This is a genomic window from Pseudomonas sp. ML96 (assembly GCF_000761545.1).
Classification (GTDB): domain Bacteria; phylum Pseudomonadota; class Gammaproteobacteria; order Pseudomonadales; family Pseudomonadaceae; genus Aquipseudomonas.
The window spans coordinates 158,460-174,185 of the sequence record NZ_JPMY01000003.1 but is presented as its reverse complement, the minus strand read 5'-3'; the positions used below and the strand labels follow the sequence as shown (position 1 = coordinate 174,185).

Genomic DNA, 15,726 nt, shown 5'->3' with positions numbered 1-15,726 from the left:
TGCATGAAAGGAGATTGCGCATGACCTTCGCTGAACTGATCCACGCGGTGCACACCCATCCGCAGCATGTTGTCGTTCCCGGCCTATGGGGCCAGGGGCGGGCCACCTTTGGCGGCCTGGTGGCGGCCATGATCTACGAGGCCATGCGTCTCAAGGTTCCGGCGGGGCGCCCGGTACGCTCGCTGTCCATCACCTTTGTCGGCCCCATGCTGATGGGCGAGGCGGTGGCGTTCGAGGTTGAGGTGCTGCGCGAAGGCAAGTCGGTGGTGCAGGTGGTCGGTCGTGCGGTGCAGAACGGCGCGGTGGTGGCCATGGTTCAGGGCAGCTTCGGTGCCTCCCGCGAGTCGTCGATCCGCGTCGCCGCCGAACCCGCCCCGGCGATGAAAGCCGTGGAGGAGTGCCAGGAGCTGCCCTATGTCGCTGGCGTCACGCCGGAGTTCACCCGCTTCCTGGCCATGCGCTGGGGCGAGGGAGGCATGCCGTTCTCCAACAACCCCTCGCGGCATATGGGGGGTTGGGTGCGCCTGCGCAGCGATGTCAGTCACGACAAGGTGACCGAGGCCCACCTGCTGGCCCTGGTCGATGCCTGGCCGCCGGCTGTACTGGCGCACCTGAGCAAGCCGGCGCCCGGCAGTTCGCTGACCTGGACCATCGAGTTCGTCCACCCGATCCCCGACCTGACCACCCACGACTGGTGCCTGTACCGCGCGGAGATCGAACACGCCCTCGATGGCTATGGCCACATCGCCGCGCGCCTGTGGACTCCGGATGGCCAGCTGCTGGCTCTGAGCCGGCAGACCACTACGGTATTCGACTAAAGCTGCGGCAGGTCGAAGAAGGTGCGGGCCGTGGCGGTGGTGTGGGCTGCCAGCGCTTCCTGACTCTCGCCACGGTGCAGCGCTACCTCACGCAGCACCTCAGTGAGGAAGGCCGGCTCGTTATGCCCGCTCTTCGGCTTCGGGCGCAGGCTGCGCGGCAGCAGGTAGGGCGCATCACTCTCCAGCATCAGGCGGCCCTTAGGAATGTCGTGCATCAGCGGGTGCAGGTGCGTGCCGCGGCGCTCGTCGCAGATCCAGCCGGTGATACCGACGTGCAGGTCGAGATCCAGGTAGCTGTATAGCGTGGCCTTCTCGCCGGTGAAGCAATGCACCACGGCAGCTGGCAGCTGGTCGCGGAACTGGCGGAGGATGGCGATGAGCCGCTCGCCGGCTTCGCGCTCATGGAGAAATACCGGCAGTTGCAACTCGACGGCCAGCGCCAGCTGTTCTTCCAGTGCCTTTTCCTGTTGTGGGCGTGGCGAAAAGTCACGGTTGAAGTCCAGTCCGCATTCGCCGACAGCGCGCACGGGGGCTTCCTGAAGCAGAGCGCGCAACTGGCGAGCACTGTCGGCGCTCCACTGGCTGGCGTAATGCGGATGCACACCCGCCGTGCTGAACAGCTGCTGCCCGCTCTCATCCAGCTCGCGGCAGAAAGTCAGGGCCTGCTCGCTTTCTTCGAGGCTGGTGCCGGTCAGCACCATCTGGCAGACCCCGGCCTGCCGAGCGCGGGCGAGTACCGCGTCACGCTCCCGAGCGAGGCTGGGGTGGGTCAGATTGACGCCGATGTCGATGAGTTGCATGGTGCTACCTCACAAGCCGAGCGGGGCAGCATAACAGAGCCTGGCTTTTCGTAATAAAGCAAGTAATTACAGGTGGTTATGTATGCTTGTTAATGTTTATTACCAGCTCGGGCTGGCAGATTGAAGGCCGCTGTGCCAACCTCCGCGCCCCTCGCGGTGGGACCATCCGTCGGCGGGGTGCTCTCAGATGACCGGGCCAATCCGTGACCCGGTCCCGCCCGGAGGCCCGATGACGCGAGCGCTGCTGTTCCTGCTCTGCCTGCTGGCGGTCATGCCGGCCCAGGCGCGCCTGAGCGCGCTGGGCGGTAACCTGCCGCATGCGGGGAGTCAGCGCGACCTGGCAGAAATCCGCAAGAGTGGCGAGCTGCGTGTGTTGGTCAACCAGAGCCGCAACAGCTCCGGTGAGATCAAGGGGCAGGCCATTGGCATCGAGTACCAGCGCCTGCGCGCCTTTGGCCAGTACCTCAATCGTAATGCTCGCGACGGCCGTGAGCTGCGCCTGAAAATCATCCCTCGTCCCAAGGACCAGCTGGTTGCCGCCTTGCAGAAAGGCGAGGGTGATCTGGTCGCGCCCGGTGAGTTGCTCGATGCCCATCCCGGCCTGGGCGTCAGCGCCAGCGCGGCGATCCGCAGCGACGTGCCGCTGGTGGTGGTGGGCAATCGTGGCAACCGCCATTACCGTCGCCTGGAAGACATGTCCGGACGCAGCCTGACCCTGCCGGTGGGCAGCGCCGTTGCCGATGCGCTGCGCGAGGTCAATCAGCGCCTGATACAGCAGAAGAAACCGCCGATCGTGGTGGAGTGGGCCGATCCCAGCTTGGCCGTGGAGGACGTGCTGGAGATGGTGCAGGCCGGCATCTATCCCTGGACCGCCGTGGAGCTGCCGATTGCCGAGCGTTGGCAGAAGGTCATGCCCAAGCTGCGCATCGAGCGCCACTTGGTTGTGGGAGAGAAAGGCGACATGAGCTGGTTCGTACGCCGCGATTCTCCGATGCTGCGGGCCAGCATCGACCGCTTCCTGGCCGGCTACAAACTGCCGAGCGACCAGGACTCCACGTTCCAGCGCATCTATCGGCGCTCTTACAAGGTGCGTAACCCCATGGCGCAGGTCGAGCGCCAGCGCCTGGAGAAGGTGCGCAGCGTGCTGCAGAAACATGGTGAGAAGCAGGATCTGGACTGGCTGCAACTGGCCGCCGTGGCCTACAAGGAATCCACCCTCAACCCCGCAGCGCGTGGCGCATCGGGCGCTACCGGACTGATGCAGATCACTCCAGCCGCGGCTCGCAGTGTCGGTGTCGGCAACATCCAGGCGCTGGATAACAATGTGCTGGCCGCGACCCGCTACATGGCGCGCATCCGCCGTGAGTTCTTCTCCAGCCGGCAGATCGCCGAGAGCGAGCGCATGGCATTCGTGCTGGCCGCCTACAACATGGGCCCGCAACGGGTGCAGAGCTTGCGCGCCGAGGCACGCCGCCGCGGCCTGAACCCCAACCAGTGGTTCTTCCAGGTGGAGCGGGTGGCCATGGAGCAGCTGGGCATGGGCGTGGTCAGCTACGTCAATGCGGTGAACAAGTACTACCTTGCCTATGACCGGGAGCGCTTCCTGCTGGAGCCGCAGAAGCAGAAACTAAGCGCCAACAAGTAATCGAATTTATCGATTTAAATAAGCGCATAATTGCGCTTTTAAGATCGTAAAATTCGAATAATATGTGCCTCACCAACCCAAACAACTCCTCCACAAGGAACTGGCACATGAACAACCTGATCACCAAACTGATGTCCTCCAACGCTGGCTACGGCATCACCCTGCTGCGCGTCGTTACCGGTCTGACCTTCGCCGCCCACGGCGCCCAGAAACTGTTCGGCTGGTTCGGTGGCTACGGCCTGGAAGGCGTCGGCCAGTGGATGGAAAGCATCGGCATCACGCCTGGCTACCTGATGGCCGCGCTGGCCGGCAGCGCCGAGTTCTTCGGTGGCCTGGCTCTGGTGGTCGGCCTGCTGGTTCGCCCGGCTGCAGCCTCCCTGTTGTTCGCCATGGTGATCGCCGCGGCGACCGTGCACTGGGCCAACGGTTTCTTCATCACCAATAACGGCTTCGAGTACGCCATGATCCTCGGCCTGATCAGCGCAGTGTTGCTCATCGAAGGCGCCGGCAAGCTGTCTGTGGATCGCGCCATCGCTCGCTGATCTACACCTCGCCAGCAAAAGGCCCGCAATAGCGGGCCTTTTGCATTTACAGCTTTTTCTCCTTCTCCCGGCTCTGTGCCAGCTGCTCCGCGGCGTCCAGGCGCAGGCGCTCGCGTTCGTCGAAGCGCTCCTCGGCCAGGCTGGCGATGGCAGCTTGCCGGTCCTCGTCGCTGAGCCCGCTGTTGGCGACGATGCGCGCCTTCTCGCGGCGGTAGTCGTCCAGGCGCGTCTGCCACTGCTGGCGCTTCTGATCCAGTGCCTCCAGGCGTGCCGTAGCTTCGGCGCCGACCAGCTGCAGGCGTAGTTGCTGGATCTGCGCGGCGCTGGCGCCCTGAGCCTGCAGGGCAGCGGTCTGCTGGCGCAGCTCGGCCTGCAGTTGCGGCACCACCATCTCCTGCATGTCTTCCGGCAGGCTGGCACGCAGATGGTCCATGGCCTCGGCTTTCTGCTGGTCGTTCAGGGTCTGATCGTGGCGGATCGCCAAGCGCTGCAGGGTGAACAGGTTGTAGGCCTCTTCCTGAGCGAAGAAGGCCTGATGCGCCTCGGCGCTGAAGATGCTGGCACGCAAGCCCTGCACGGCCTGCTCACGCTGGCGCATGGCATCCAGGTTGGCCATCTGCGGCAGGCTCTTCTCCAGCTCGATCAGCTGGCGCTTGTAGTCCAGGTACTGCTCCAGCAAGGCCAGGGCCTGGCCCTCGGCCGGCTCGTCGAGCTGGCTGCGGATATAGGCCTGCAGGCGCTCGATGCTGGACTTGATGCCCTCTTCGCCATAGGCGCTGAGGAAGTAATCGAAGATGCGCCGGATATCCATGCTGACGATCAGGTTACCGGCCTCGTCGAGGCGGAACTGGCCGTCAACCTCGGTGCCGGCGAACGAGCGCGGCAGGGCGGCGATGCCGTTATCCAGGGCAGGCGGCTGGTAGACGTGGTCTTCCGCTGGCGACTCCGCCTGGGGAGCATTGCTCTCGAGCGTAGCCTGGGCTGGCGCAGCGGGGCTGGGCTGAGGCTCCAGCGGGTTGAAATAGAGAGTTGTGGCGACGCCGGCTCCGATCAGCAGGGGCACAGCCAGAAACAGGGGTTTGTTCAAGGCGAGACTCTTCAGGAGGAAAGCATTGGGGCCCGATGGGCCCCAATCTTTGGGCTCAGAGGCCGGCCAGCTTGAGGCGGTTGGCCTGCTGGCGGTACACGGTGACCGGGTCGGTCTCGAACAGGCTGGTCAGGCCGAAGACCTGGTTGACCTCGTCGAGGTGGTTCATCCGGTAGTTGTCGCGGATCACCTTGCCCAGGTGCGAGCTGCAACGGCCGACCAGGCCATCGTTCTCTTCGTCGAAGGTCAGCGAGGCGGCGCCGGTGAGCAGGTCGCTGACATCCAGCACGTTGGTCAGGGGGCTGGTGCCACTCCAGGAGTAGTAGCTGACGCCATTCACCTTGTAGGCACCCTCGCCACAGGCGCTGGTCGGGATGCCCTGCGGATACTTGGCGTTGAACACCGCGGCGCCGGCGCTGTTGAGCGACTGGAGCGAGCCGAGAGAGTTCTGCGGTGCGTTGCTCGGGCTGCCGGAGAGGAAGTTGATCAGCGTGCCGAGACCGTTGACGATGCCCGCGAGCAGCGCCTCACCGGCCGAACCCGGAGGGATCTGACGCAGGAAGTCGGCGGTGTCCGAACCCTTGTGCGGCGCGCCGACGCTGGTGACCGAGGCGACCAGGTCCGGGCGAATGGCGGCGACATAACGCACGGTCGGCCCGCCATGGCTGTGGCCGATCAGGTTGACCTTGCCTTTGCCGCTGATGGCGGCGATTTCCTCGACCTGATCCAGCAGCTCTTCGCCGCGCAGTTCGGAGGTGTTCAGCTGGCTGACTTCGGTGATGTAGACACTGGCTCCGTCGGAGCGCAGCGAGGAGGGAATGCCGTACCAGTAGTCGACACCGAGGATGCTGTCGAAGCCGAGCATGCCGTGGGTGAGGACGATCGGGTACTTGGTCTTGGTGTAGCCGGTAGAGCCGAACAGGCCGGCATGGGCTTGGGCAGACAGCAGCAGGGTGCTGCCGACACACAGGGCGAGCAGGGTCTTCTTATTATTCATCTGGTGCTCTCGAACGGTGGATTGGCGAAGATTCCGTCCTTGCGTCAGCCACCCGTTTCCATCCTGGATGCGGTACTTCAGCCGAACAATCGCGGCATGATCTATGCCAATTCCGACGAATTTAGAACAGCGGCTCTAAACGGGCGTTTGCGGCGTAAGCCGCTTGGCGCAAGGGTTGCCGTTGCGCTAGCGAGTTGTTACCGAGGGAAACAGCACGGCGATTTCTGCTCGATGAATTCAGCCCAGTGGCCACTGCGCCAGTGGCAGATAGCGGCCCTGTTCGGACTGGTACAGCACCACTTCTTCGGCGCGCCAGCGAAAGCTGGCGGGCTGCTGTGTTTCAGGGAGGTGGCTCTCGCGAGCCAGGGTCAGGTGCGGGCGGTAGATTCGCTCCTCGCCAGGCATGCCTGCTGCACTCAATAGCCGTTTGAGCCCGTCGGCCAGGGCCAGCAGCTCAACCGGTGGCTGACTGGGTGCCAGGTGCAGCAGCCCACCAGTCCAGCAATCGAGCCGATCCAGCTGCAGATCGAAAGCCAGTTCGTGCAGCGGCAGCTGCTGCGGTAGTTGCCTGAGCGGAGCCAACTGGCTGTCTGGCAGATGACCGAGGAAGGCCAGCGTGACATGCAGGTTGGCGATAGGAATGAGCCGACCATCCAGGTCTAGTGGCTGGCGCCAGGCATCGATTTGCCTGGCGATCTCGGCGGGACAGGGCAGGGCGAAGAACAGTCGCAACATGGGCTTTCCTTGACAGCGCGAGGCAGCATTTTTAGGATCGCACCCCATAGCGCCGATTTAAGAGCAACTTGCGGGGCGCTGCCCGGTTGGGCGAATACCGCTAAAGCGCTGGCCGGTGTCGCCTCCCACCGCAGTCCGGCGGGACTATGAGGCAGAGACTGTATCCATGAGTTGCCCGCGTACCCATCTGCATTTTTCCCCTCTGCCGCGCGCCGCGGCGAATCGTCATCCGCACGTTCTACTGGTGGGTCGCCACCAACCCCGCTTGCTCAAGAGCCTCGAAGGCTGGCCGAAGAACTGGCCGGCGTCGCGCAATTTCCTGATTCGCTTTGCCTCCCCCAAGGTAGAGGATCTGGCCAGCCTGCCGGCGAATGCCTTCGACCTGGTGGTGGTCGGCGCCGAGGCCCAGCCGGTGAGCGACGAGCTGATCGGCCAGTTGGTTCGCGTCGCTCGCCAAGGGCTGATCAGCCTGCGCTGAAGTCCGGATAGTCGATGGCGGTGATATAAAACTCCTGTTCGCCGCCAGGCGTCTGCACCCGTACCTCGGCGTCCAGCGCCTTGCCTACCAGGGCGCGAGCCAGCGGAGAGTCGATGCTGATCAGCCCCAGCTTCAGGTCGAGCTCGTCGGGGCCGACGATGCGGTAGCGCGATTCGCTGCCATCTTCGTCCTCCAGGGTTACCCAGGCGCCGAAATAGACCTTGTTGGGATCACTTGGGCGAGTGTCCACCACCTTGAGGTTCTCCAGGCGTTTGGTGAGAAAACGCACCCGGCCATCGATCTCGCGCAGCATCTTCTTGCCGTAGATGTACTCGGCATTTTCCGAGCGATCACCAAGGGCTGCAGCCTCGCTGACAGCCTGGGTCACCTGTGGCCGCCGCACGTGCCACAGCTCATGCAGCTCGGCGCGCAGGCGCGCCTCTCCCTCAGGGGTGATCAGCGGGGTGCCGGCGGTACGGGGCGGACGATAACGGCTCATGGTGCTCGTGAAGTTCTGAGGTCGGGCGATTCTAACAAGCTCAGACTTCGCGCAGCACCGTCAAGGGCGAGGCATTGAGCGCCCGGCGCGTACCCCATACACCTGCCGCCCCGACCAGCAGCGCGCCGATCAGCGGTAACAGCAGCAGCCAGGGATGCGGCTGCCATTGCAGGTCCAGGGCGTAGCGATACAGCAGGAAGCTGGCCAGCTCGCAACCGACTGCCGCCAGCAGGCCGCTGCCGGCGCCCAGCAGGCCGAACTCGGCACGTCGCGCGCGCAGCAGCAGGCGGCGTTCGGCGCCAAGTGCACGCAACAGTGCGCCTTGGCGCAGACGCTCGTCGAGGGTCGCCTGCAGGCCGGCGAAGAGGACGGTGAGCCCTGCAGCGAGGACGAATAGCAGCACGTACTCAATCGCCACGCTGACCTGGGCCATGATGCTGCGCAGTTGCTCGAGCAGTGCGTCCACCTGCAGCAGGGTGACGGCCGGGAACTGCCGCGATAGCTCCACCAGGCGCTTCTCGCTGTGTGGCGGCAGGTAGAAGCTGGTCAGGTAGGTGGCGGGCAGGTCCTGCAGGGTGCCTGGCTCGAAGATCATGTAGAAGTTCGGCTGGAAGCTGTCCCACTTCACCTGGCGCAAGCTGCTGACTCGCGCCTTTCGCTCCATGCCGCCGACACTGAAGGTCAGCTCGTCGCCGAGCTTCAGCTCCAGGCTCTCGGCCAGCTCCGATTCCACGGAGACACCTGGCAGTTCGCCCTGCACCGGCTGCTGCCACCATTGACCGGATAGCAGCTGATTGCCTTCCGGCAGGTCTGCTGCCCAGGTCAGACTGAGGTCGCGCTGTATGGCTCGTTCGCCACGGCTGTCTTTGCTGACGATGTCCCTGACCGGCTCGCCGTTGATCATCGTCAGGCGGCCCGCGACGATCGGATAGAGCGGCGCCGGATGTGCCGACAGCTGGGCGAGACTGGCGGCGAAGGCTTCGCGTTCGTCGGGCAATACGTTGAGGGCAAAATGGTTGGGTGCATTCTCCGGCAACTGGTTCTGCCAGGTGTCCAGCAGCTCGCCACGCAGCAGGGCGATCAGTGCCATGGCCAGCAGGATCAGGCCGAACGCCAGCGACTGGCCAGCTGCAGCCAGGGGGTTACGCAGCAGTTGGCCAAGGCCTAGGCGCCAGGGCAGTGAGGCACGGGCCAGCATTCGACGCAGGGCATTCAGGCCGAACAGCAGCACGCCGCCGAGCAGCAGGGTAGCGAGCAGTCCGCCACCGAGCAGGCCCAGGGTCAGCTTCAGGTCCAGGCTCAGGCGCCACATGATCAGGCCGAGGGCCAGTAGTGCGGCGCCATAGACCAGCCAGGAGCTGGGTGGCACCGGCAACAGGTCGCGGCGTAGCACCCGCAATGGAGGCACACGACCGAGGGCAGCCAGCGGGGGCAGGGCGAAGCCGGCCAGTGCGACCAGACCCGTGGCCATACCGGCCAGCGCCGGTAGCAGGCCGCCCGGTGGCACACCGGCGGGCAGTAGCCCCTGAAGCAGCTTGAACAGTACCAGTTGGCCGAGCCAGCCGAGCAGGGCGCCGGCCAGGCTGGCGATCAGACCGAGCATGGCCAGCTGCAACGCGAACAGGACCAGGGCTTCGCTGCGCGACAGGCCAAGGCAGCGGAGCAGGGCGCTGGTGTCGAAGCGCCGTGCGGCGAAGCGGGCGGCGGACAGGGCTACGGCAACGCCGGCCAGCAGCACTGCGGCCAGGCTAGCGAGATTCAGATAGCGCTCGGCTCGCCCCAAGGCTCCGCCGATCTGGCGGTTGCCGTCGCGGGCATCCTCCAGTTGCTGGTGAGCGGCGAGGCCTTTTTCCATTTCCTGGCGATAGCGTGCGAGCGCCTCGCCATCGCCGCGCCACAGTTCGCGATAGCGCACGCGGCTGCCGGGTTGCACCACGCCGGTGGAGGCCAGGTCTTCCAGGTTGATCAGTACGCGCGGGGTGAGGCTGTAGAAGTCGCCGGCACGATCAGGTTCATAAGTCAGCACGCGAGTCAGGCGCAGCTGACGATTGCCGACCTCGATGTCCTGGCCGATCTTCAGGTCCAGAGCGGCGAACAGGCGGGACTCGGCCCAGGCTTCACCTGGCTGCGGGCCGCCGCCGGGTTGTTCGGCGGCATAGGGCTGCGCCGCGCTCTTCAACTCGCCGCGCAGGGGATAGTTGTCGCTAGCGGCCTTGATGCTGGCCAGTTGGATGCCCTGCTCGCCGCTGATCACGCTGGCAAACTCGACCACCTGCGCATGCTCAAGCCCACTATTGCGGCCTGCCGTGATCTGCTCGGGTGTGGCGGGTGCGCTGCCATTCAGTACCAGATCGGCGCCGAGGAATTCGGTGGCGCGCAGCAACATGGCGCCGTTGAGGCGGGCACCGAAATAGCCGATGGCGGTGCTGGCGGCGACGGCCACCAGCAAGGCGAAGAACAACACGCGCAGCTCACCGGCGCGGGCATCGCGCAGCAACTGGCGCCAGGCGAGGACGAACAGACGGGTGACCATCAGGGCTCCACGCTGTCGACCAGATGCCCGGCTTCCAGGCGGATCAGGCGACGGCAGCGATGTGCCAGGCGCTCGTCGTGGGTAACCAGTACCAGGGTGGTGCCGCGCTCCTGGTTCAGCTCGAAGAGCAGGTCGCTGATGCGCTCGCCGGTATGGCTGTCGAGGTTACCGGTGGGTTCGTCGGCGAACAGGATCGCCGGCTCGGCAGCGAAGGCGCGGGCAATAGCCACGCGTTGTTGCTCGCCGCCGGAGAGTTGCCGTGGGTAGTGGCTGAAGCGTTGCCCCAGGCCGACTCGTTCCAGCAGTGCGGCAGCACGTTGGCGCGCGTCGCTACGGCCCTCCAGCTCCAGCGGCAGCATGACGTTTTCCAGGGCGTTCAGGTTGTCCAGCAACTGGAAGGACTGGAAGACGAAGCCAACGTGTTCGGCGCGCACTCGTGCGCGGCGGTCTTCATCCAGCGCTTGCAGGGCGTTGCCTGCCAGTTCCACTTCGCCGCCGCTGGGCAGGTCCAGCCCGGCCAACAAGCCGAGGAGGGTGGATTTGCCGGAACCCGAGCTGCCGACGATGGCCAGGCTGTCACCCTTCGCCAGGTCCAGGGAGAGGTCGTGGAGGATGGCGAGCTCGCCTTCCGTGCTGGGAACCACTTTGCTAAGGTGCCGCGCAGAAAGAATGCTTGCGCTCATGGAGAGTCCGATGCGTGCGTTGTGGATTGGCGGTGCCCTGACACTGTTGCTGTGGGCCCAGGGCGCACTGGCCGGCACCGTCCTGGTGGTCGGGGATAGTATCAGCGCCGCTTTGGGACTGGATACCCGGCAGGGCTGGGTCGCACTGCTGCAGAAACGCCTGCAGGAGGGCGGTTTTGAGCATCAGGTTGTCAATGCATCGATCAGTGGCGATACCAGCTCAGGTGGCTTGGCGCGGCTGCCGGCGCTGCTTGCGCAGCATAAGCCGCAATTGGTGATCATCGAGTTGGGTGGCAACGATGGGCTACGTGGACAGCCTCCTGCGCAATTGCAACAGAATCTTGCTCGCATGGTCGACGCATCCAAGGCGTCGGGTGCCAGTGTGCTGTTGCTGGGCATGCGTCTGCCGCCCAATTATGGCCAGCGCTACACCCAGGCCTTCGCCCAGGTCTATGCCGATCTCGCTGCCGACAGGCAGGTGCCTTTGGTGCCTTTTCTGCTGGATGGCGTTGGTGGCGTGCCTGGGATGATGCAGCCCGATGGCATCCATCCAGCCGCTGCGGCTCAGTCAAAGATGCTGGATAACGTCTGGCCGCGCCTGGAGCCGTTGCTCTGAGCCTTCCCCGCCTGCTGGCTTTCGGCTATCGTGGCGACCCCGCCTCGGAGCCCTGAATGCCGCGCCCTGCCTGGTCCCTGTACGCTTATCAGCTGATCGTCCCCGACGAGCAGTTGGATCTGTTCGCGTGTCGTGAGGCGAGGGTGCATCTGGTCGCGCGTCAGCTGGAGCTGGGTGGTTTTGCCGATCGAACGCTATGCGGCGGTCTGGTTCCGGCCTTGCCGGCCATGCGTGATGTGGAGCGGCTGGACCTGCGCGATAGGCGGCTATGCTCGCATTGCCGCCAGGCGCTGGAGGCCGCGCGCCGCGGAGAAAGGCCCCTGTGGCCCGACGCCTGAGCCCTCCCGGCACGCTTGCCGCCGGTGTACAATCTCGAAACTTTCTATCAGCCATTCATGCCAAGGATTTACGGATGTTGTCGCTCGCCCGCTCCCTGAGCCTCGCCAGCCTGATCGTGGCCGGCCCAGTTGCCGCCCTCGAACTGCCTCTGCCGCCACCGGGCGAAGATATCGTCGGTCAGATCCAGGTGATCAAGGCCAAGTACGAAGATACCTTTGCCGACCTCGCCACGGCCAATGACCTGGGCTATCTGGAGATGGTGGCCGCCAACCCGGGCGTAGATGCTTGGTTGCCTGGCGAGGGTGCCGAGATCATCCTGCCGACCCGCTATATCCTGCCGCCGGGCCCGCGCGAAGGCATCGTGATCAACCTGGCCGAGTACCGCATGTACTACTTCCCGAAAGGGCAGAACGTCGTGCACACCTTCCCGCTGGGTATCGGTCGTGAAGGCTGGGGCTCGCCGATTGCGCACACCACCGTGACCGCCAAGACGCCGAACCCGGGCTGGTCCCCGCCCGCGTCCATCCGCGCCGAGCACGCTGCTGATGGCGACCCGCTGCCGGCTTACGTACCGCCAGGTCCGGATAACCCTCTGGGCCCGTTCAAGTTCACCCTGGGCACACCGGGCTACCTGATCCACGGTTCCAACAAGAAGTTCGGCATCGGCATGCGCGTCAGCCACGGCTGCTTCCGCATGCTCAACAACAACGTGCTGGAGCTGGCGAAGATGGCTCCGGTGGGCACTTCCGTGCGCATCATCAATGAGCCGTACAAGTTTGGCGTGAGTGGCGGCAAGGTCTACTTGGAGGCTCATGAGCCGTTGAGCGACAGTGGCGAGCCTTCCGTGGTGGACAAGCACACTGCGGTCATCAACGCCCTGCTGAAGAACGAACAGCTGGGCGGCAGCATGCGCTTGGACTGGGAAATGGTGCGTGAGGTGGTGGCGTCCGAGGATGGCATGCCGATCGAGATCGCTATTCCTCAGGATGCCGTGGCCAACCATGAGGCTGCGCCGCTGGAGATGTGATTCAGCGTTTCAGCAAAGCCCGCCTTCAGTGATGTCGGCGGGCTTTTTGTTGCCTGCAATAAATTGCGGGCATTAAAAAAGCCGACTCGGCGAACCGGGTCGGCTTCTTCAAAGCCTTGGCAAGAATTACTTGCGGCTGGCTTTTTCCAGCATACGCAGAGCGCGCTCGTTGGCTTCGTCAGCGGTCTGCTGAGCCTTCTGAGCAGCAGCCAGAGCCTCGTCGGCCTTGCGGTAGGCTTCGTCGGCACGAGCTTGAGCGCGGGCAGCGGCGTCTTCGGTAGCGGTCAGACGGGCTTCGGTTTCTTTGGATACGCTGCTGCAACCGGTGGCCAGAACGGCGGCCAGAGCCAGAGCAGAGAATTTCAGAACGTTGTTCATCGTGTTCCCCTTAAGGTGGACTTTCCATGAAAAGCAATTTCCCGATCGTGGGAAATTAGCCGGGCTACATACTACCCATTACTTTTAGTAAGTAAACCGAGCGGAAGCAAGGGATGCAAAAAAAATCACGATCCGCTTATGTTTTAATGTTTTTTGTTTAAAAAACATACAGTTCCCTGGGTTTTTGGGGTTGCCAAGGAAAACTCTGCTGATCTTTTTGTTGGTACGGCAGTGCATTTTTCTGGTGAGTGTTACTTATCGGCGTTCGATAAGAACTATGCGGCAGGAGATTCAGTTTCTGCAGGGTATTCAGTCTTGCGGATTACTTGGAGCGTCAATTGAACCCGATGAGCTTATCCGGGTCGATGATTGGCCCGTCATAAGGCGATGTTGGCTACGGGCTGAGAAGTGCTCGCCGTTGCTGACATACAGCTACAGTTGAATGCTGGAGTGGATGGCTATTTGCATCCTTTAACCACTCGCAAGGCGACTGAATTGTTTCTCTGGCGGGAAAAGATCGCTATGGTAGAGGCGTTTTGCAGCGCCCAATGAGGAGATGAAATGAGCGAAGGGTTGTCCATCCACCATGACCAGGCGGGTCATCAGTTCGAGGCCGTAATCGACGGCCACCGCGCCTATCTGGCCTATATGGATCTGGGCAAGCAGACGCTCGACATCTATCGCACCTTCGTGCCGAATCCACTGCGTGGGCGTGGTATCGCCGCGGCGCTGACCGAGCAGGCGCTGGAGTATGCCGAGTCCATGGGGTACACGGTGATTCCATCCTGTTCCTATGTGGAGCGTTATCTGGAGCGCCGTCAGCGCCAGCAGCTCAAACACTGAGTCGAGACGCAAAGAAAAACGCCGGGCAATGCCCGGCGTTTTCGTTTCTGCACAAGAATCAGCCGCGCTGGCGCTTGGGCAGAACGTCCTTCAGTTTCGCGTGCATGCTGCGCAAGGTCTTCTCGGTGGTATCCCAGTCGATGCAGGCGTCTGTGATGGATACGCCGTATTTGAGGTCGCACAGGTTCTTCGGGATCGACTGGCTGCCCCAGCCCAGATGGCTCTCCACCATCAGGCCGACGATCGAGTTGTTGCCCTCGAGGATCTGGTTGGCCACGTTCTCCATGACCAGCGGCTGCAGGGCCGGGTCCTTGTTGGAGTTGGCGTGGCTGCAGTCGACCATGATGTTCGGGCTGATCTTGGCCTTGGCCAGTTCCTGCTCGCAGATGGCGACGCTGACGGAGTCGTAGTTGGGCTTGCCATTGCCACCGCGCAGCACCACGTGACCATAGGCGTTGCCCTTGGTGGTGACGATGGACACGCCGCCTTCCTGGTTGATGCCGAGGAAACGGTGCGGGCTGGAGACCGACTGCAGCGCGTTGATTGCCACGGTCAGGCCGCCGTCGGTGCCGTTCTTGAAGCCGACGGCCGAGGACAGGCCGGAAGCCATCTCGCGGTGGGTCTGGGATTCTGTGGTACGAGCGCCGATGGCCGACCAGCTGATCAGGTCCTGCAGGTACTGCGGGGAAATCGGGTCGAGCGCCTCGGTGGCAGTCGGCAAGCCCATTTCGGCCAGGTCGCGCAGGAGCTGGCGGCCGATGTGCAGGCCGTCCTGGATCTTGAACGAGTCATCCAGGTACGGGTCGTTGATCAGGCCTTTCCAGCCGACCGTGGTGCGCGGCTTCTCGAAGTACACGCGCATGACCAGGAATAGGCTGTCGGACACCTCTGCAGCCAGCACCTTGAGGCGCTCGGCATATTCATGGGCGGCCTTGATGTCGTGGATGGAGCAGGGGCCGACCACCACGAACAGGCGGTGATCCTTGCCATCGAGGATATTGCGAACCACCTGGCGGCCATGCGCAACGGTGCGCTGGGCGGCTTCGGTGAGGGGGATCTCGCGCTTGAGCTGCGCCGGGGTGATCAGGGTTTCATTGGATGAAACGTTAAGATCGTCAATCGGTAAATCAGCCATCGTGGTACTCGTCAGGTCACGGGAGCCGAGCGCCTCTTCAGGCGGAATCATGGGGCGCAGCGGGGGAGAGGAACCTTAACGCGTTCAAGGCTGCCTAGACAATGGCGGGATCAGTGGATTTGCGTGCTGGGGAACTCGGCGGCGTGCAGCGCTATCCACTCGCGAGCGATCGTCTCGACCTCCAGTGACGTGCCCAGCTCCTGTTCGCGCTGGTGGCGGTAGTGCTCAATCTGACAGACTTGCTCGACCATCCGGGCGCGGAACAGGGTGTCTTCGTCGATGAAGGCAATGCCGACCAGATAGCTGTCTGCCTGCTGTTTGCGGCACCAGGCGACCACCCCCGGATAACAAGCCTGCTCCCCCAACAAAGGAATGCGCAGCTCTACGGCGGTGCCTTTGCGAAATCCCTTGCTGGAATTGCAAGCTACGCCGCCCAGGCTGATATTGTTCAGCCGCTGCCGTGGCAGGAAAGCATGCTTGCGCTGGACCAGTTCCACTGGCATGTCGCTTGGGTGACGCAAAAAACGACGCATTGTGACTACTCCGGATGCCATCCATTTGACATCACACG

General features: G+C 63.6%; 18 protein-coding genes. 8 read left to right on the top strand and 10 right to left on the bottom strand.

Features of this window, described 5'->3' with window-relative positions:
* Nucleotides 1-20: 20 nt before the first annotated feature.
* Nucleotides 21-818, top strand: a complete 798-nt coding sequence (locus tag IP89_RS02545; RefSeq protein WP_043307402.1) for an acyl-CoA thioesterase II — start codon at nt 21-23, stop codon at nt 816-818.
* Here the strand turns inward: IP89_RS02545 and IP89_RS02540 are convergent.
* Nucleotides 815-1,618 (bottom strand): TatD family hydrolase, encoded by an 804-nt coding sequence (locus IP89_RS02540; RefSeq protein WP_043307400.1) that lies wholly within the window; start codon nt 1,616-1,618, stop codon nt 815-817. The genes IP89_RS02545 and IP89_RS02540 overlap by 4 nt on opposite strands.
* A 229-nt stretch (nt 1,619-1,847) precedes the next feature.
* Here IP89_RS02540 and IP89_RS02535 point away from each other — a divergent pair, with 229 nt between their 5' ends.
* Together IP89_RS02535 and IP89_RS02530 are read left to right on the top strand one after the other, a co-directional pair.
* On the top strand, nt 1,848-3,263 hold the full coding sequence (locus IP89_RS02535) for a transglycosylase SLT domain-containing protein (RefSeq protein WP_043307399.1): 1,416 nt from the start codon (nt 1,848-1,850) through the stop codon (nt 3,261-3,263).
* 107 nt (nt 3,264-3,370) lie between these two features.
* A complete protein-coding gene (locus IP89_RS02530; protein ID WP_043307397.1) occupies nt 3,371-3,805 on the top strand; it encodes a DoxX family protein in 435 nt (144 codons plus the stop codon).
* A gap of 46 nt (nt 3,806-3,851) precedes the next feature.
* Here the strand turns inward: IP89_RS02530 and IP89_RS02525 are convergent, their stop codons facing one another.
* The 3 genes from IP89_RS02525 to thpR form a co-directional block, all read right to left on the bottom strand.
* Entirely contained in the window at nt 3,852-4,892 is a 1,041-nt protein-coding gene (locus tag IP89_RS02525) for a lipase secretion chaperone (protein ID WP_043307396.1), read from the bottom strand.
* Nucleotides 4,893-4,947: 55 nt separating this feature from the next.
* Nucleotides 4,948-5,889 carry a triacylglycerol lipase gene (locus IP89_RS02520; protein ID WP_043307395.1) on the bottom strand — a complete coding sequence of 314 codons (942 nt, stop codon included), beginning with the start codon at nt 5,887-5,889 and terminating at the stop codon, nt 4,948-4,950.
* Between the two features lie 237 nt (nt 5,890-6,126).
* Nucleotides 6,127-6,624, bottom strand: coding sequence for an RNA 2',3'-cyclic phosphodiesterase (thpR, locus tag IP89_RS02515; protein ID WP_043307393.1), 498 nt, complete (start codon nt 6,622-6,624; stop codon nt 6,127-6,129).
* Between the two features lie 265 nt (nt 6,625-6,889).
* Between thpR and IP89_RS23610 the strand changes: the two genes are divergently transcribed.
* Nucleotides 6,890-7,102: a hypothetical protein gene (locus IP89_RS23610; protein WP_256203089.1), complete on the top strand. Its 213-nt coding sequence runs from the start codon at nt 6,890-6,892 to the stop codon at nt 7,100-7,102.
* Here the strand turns inward: IP89_RS23610 and greB are convergent.
* Genes greB through IP89_RS02495 form a run of 3 tightly spaced genes read right to left on the bottom strand, consistent with a single transcriptional unit; the run spans nt 7,089 to nt 10,817 of the window.
* Nucleotides 7,089-7,601 carry a transcription elongation factor GreB gene (gene greB / locus IP89_RS02505; protein ID WP_043307389.1) on the bottom strand — a complete coding sequence of 171 codons (513 nt, stop codon included), beginning with the start codon at nt 7,599-7,601 and terminating at the stop codon, nt 7,089-7,091. The genes IP89_RS23610 and greB overlap by 14 nt on opposite strands.
* Nucleotides 7,602-7,641: 40 nt before the next feature.
* Nucleotides 7,642-10,134 carry an ABC transporter permease gene (locus tag IP89_RS02500; protein ID WP_043307388.1) on the bottom strand — a complete coding sequence of 831 codons (2,493 nt, stop codon included), beginning with the start codon at nt 10,132-10,134 and terminating at the stop codon, nt 7,642-7,644.
* Nucleotides 10,134-10,817 (bottom strand): ABC transporter ATP-binding protein, encoded by a 684-nt coding sequence (locus IP89_RS02495; RefSeq protein WP_043307387.1) that lies wholly within the window; start codon nt 10,815-10,817, stop codon nt 10,134-10,136. Before IP89_RS02495 ends, IP89_RS02500 begins: the two co-directional genes overlap by 1 nt.
* Nucleotides 10,818-10,827: 10 nt before the next feature.
* On the opposite strand from IP89_RS02495, the gene IP89_RS02490 reads away from it, so the two are divergent.
* From IP89_RS02490 to IP89_RS02480, 3 genes are all read left to right on the top strand, one after another.
* Nucleotides 10,828-11,433: an arylesterase gene (locus IP89_RS02490; RefSeq protein ID WP_043307595.1), complete on the top strand. Its 606-nt coding sequence runs from the start codon at nt 10,828-10,830 to the stop codon at nt 11,431-11,433.
* 56 nt (nt 11,434-11,489) lie between these two features.
* Nucleotides 11,490-11,771: a hypothetical protein gene (locus IP89_RS02485; RefSeq protein WP_043307386.1), complete on the top strand. Its 282-nt coding sequence runs from the start codon at nt 11,490-11,492 to the stop codon at nt 11,769-11,771.
* A gap of 74 nt (nt 11,772-11,845) precedes the next feature.
* Nucleotides 11,846-12,799: a L,D-transpeptidase family protein gene (locus tag IP89_RS02480; RefSeq protein ID WP_043307385.1), complete on the top strand. Its 954-nt coding sequence runs from the start codon at nt 11,846-11,848 to the stop codon at nt 12,797-12,799.
* Nucleotides 12,800-12,925: 126 nt separating this feature from the next.
* On the opposite strand, the gene oprI is transcribed toward IP89_RS02480, so the two are convergent.
* Nucleotides 12,926-13,177 carry an outer membrane lipoprotei OprI gene (gene oprI / locus IP89_RS02475; protein WP_003448337.1) on the bottom strand — a complete coding sequence of 84 codons (252 nt, stop codon included), beginning with the start codon at nt 13,175-13,177 and terminating at the stop codon, nt 12,926-12,928.
* A 561-nt stretch (nt 13,178-13,738) separates the two neighbouring features.
* Between oprI and IP89_RS02470 the strand changes: the two genes are divergently transcribed.
* On the top strand, nt 13,739-14,020 hold the full coding sequence (locus IP89_RS02470) for a GNAT family N-acetyltransferase (RefSeq protein WP_043307384.1): 282 nt from the start codon (nt 13,739-13,741) through the stop codon (nt 14,018-14,020).
* Between the two features lie 58 nt (nt 14,021-14,078).
* Here the strand turns inward: IP89_RS02470 and IP89_RS02465 are convergent, their stop codons facing one another.
* Both IP89_RS02465 and IP89_RS02460 read right to left on the bottom strand, forming a co-directional pair.
* Entirely contained in the window at nt 14,079-15,155 is a 1,077-nt protein-coding gene (locus IP89_RS02465) for a 3-deoxy-7-phosphoheptulonate synthase (protein WP_043307382.1), read from the bottom strand.
* Nucleotides 15,156-15,265: 110 nt separating this feature from the next.
* On the bottom strand, nt 15,266-15,688 hold the full coding sequence (locus IP89_RS02460; RefSeq protein ID WP_043307381.1) for a PilZ domain-containing protein: 423 nt from the start codon (nt 15,686-15,688) through the stop codon (nt 15,266-15,268).
* Between the last annotated feature and the right edge of the window lie 38 nt (nt 15,689-15,726).